Origin of the sequence: Aestuariivirga sp. (assembly GCF_046294715.1) — a bacterium.
Classification (GTDB): domain Bacteria; phylum Pseudomonadota; class Alphaproteobacteria; order Rhizobiales; family Aestuariivirgaceae; genus Aestuariivirga.
In genome coordinates, this window is the sequence record NZ_JBKBKI010000006.1 from 162,576 (window position 1) to 163,833 (window position 1,258).

Consider the following 1,258-nt stretch of genomic DNA (forward strand, 5'->3'; position numbering starts at 1 on the left):
TCGGAGAGCACGCCGAGGCCGTTGAGGTTCGACGTCTTGCCCTGGTCGGTGGCCATGCCGAAGGTGGTGTAGCGCTTGGTGTGCTCCACCGATTCGTAGCCCTCGCGCTGGGCGAGTTCGAGGTCCGCAGCCGTCACGTCGTTCTGGTAGTCGATGAAGTGCTTGTTGCCTTCATTGTACTTGCCCGTGGCGGGCGCGAACCAGATGGGTTCGAGCGGGCGCTCGTCCGCCTGGACGGCGGCGGGCACCGGATGCACGTTGCCGGAGCCCGTAAGCCGCGAGCCCGCGCCATAGGCCTCCTCGAGGATCTGTGGCAGGGCGAAGCTGCCATTGGCCGCGCCGACGGCAGCGATCCTGTCATTGTGCCGATCCGGCCGGAAGGACTGGAGCTTCTCGTCGAAGCGGATCTTGCCGCCGTTGTGGCACCAGAGGTGAAGCGCGGGGTTCCAGCCGCCGGACATGGCGAGGAAATCGCAGCCGACCTTCGTCTCCTTGATGACGCGGCCCTGGCCCTTGCGGTAGGAGGCGACCTTGACGTCCGTGATGTTGAGGCCGCCCCACGTGGTGTTGACGGCGGAGATGACGGAGCCCGTATCCACGGGAATTCCCATCTCGCGCGCCTTGTTGCAGAGCGCCCCTTCGGCCCGGGCACGGGAATCGACGACGCGCAAGCCCACGCCAGCGTCCTTCAGCACGATGGCCGTCTGGTAGGCATCGTCGTTGTTGGTGAAGACGACGCCCGAGGAGCCCGGCGCCACGCCGTAGCGCTCCACCATGCCCCGGGCGGCGGAGGCCAGCATCACGCCCGGCCTGTCGTTGTTGGCGAAGGCGATGGGCCGCTCGATGGCACCGGTGGCGAGGATCACCTGGTGCGCGCGCACCTTCCACAGCCGGTGGCGCGGCACGCCCGCCGCGAGCAGTGCCGGATCGTGGTCCGCCACGCGCTCGAACAGCATGAGGAAATTGTGGTGCCAGTGGCCGACGACGGTGGTCCGGTTCAGCACATGGACGTTTTCGGCGGCGGCGAGCTTCTGCGCCTTCGCCGCCGTCCAGTCGGGGAGCGCCTGGCCATCGACGGTGCCGCCCGATATGTCGGCGATGCCGCCGAAGCGCGGGTTCTCGTCGGCGATGATGACCTTCGCACCCGAGGCCGCGGCGGCCTCGGCCGCCGCGAAACCAACAACGCCAACACCGATCACCAACACGTCGCAATGGACGTGGATCTGCTCGTAGGTGTCGGGGTGGTGGCCCTCCAGCG

1 protein-coding gene is annotated in these 1,258 nt (G+C 68.0%); it reads right to left on the minus strand.

The window, feature by feature from the left end:
* Positions 1-1,258 (minus strand): FAD-dependent oxidoreductase (locus tag ACK4HL_RS06760; RefSeq protein WP_409757617.1); only part of this gene is annotated, 1,258 nt, incomplete at both ends.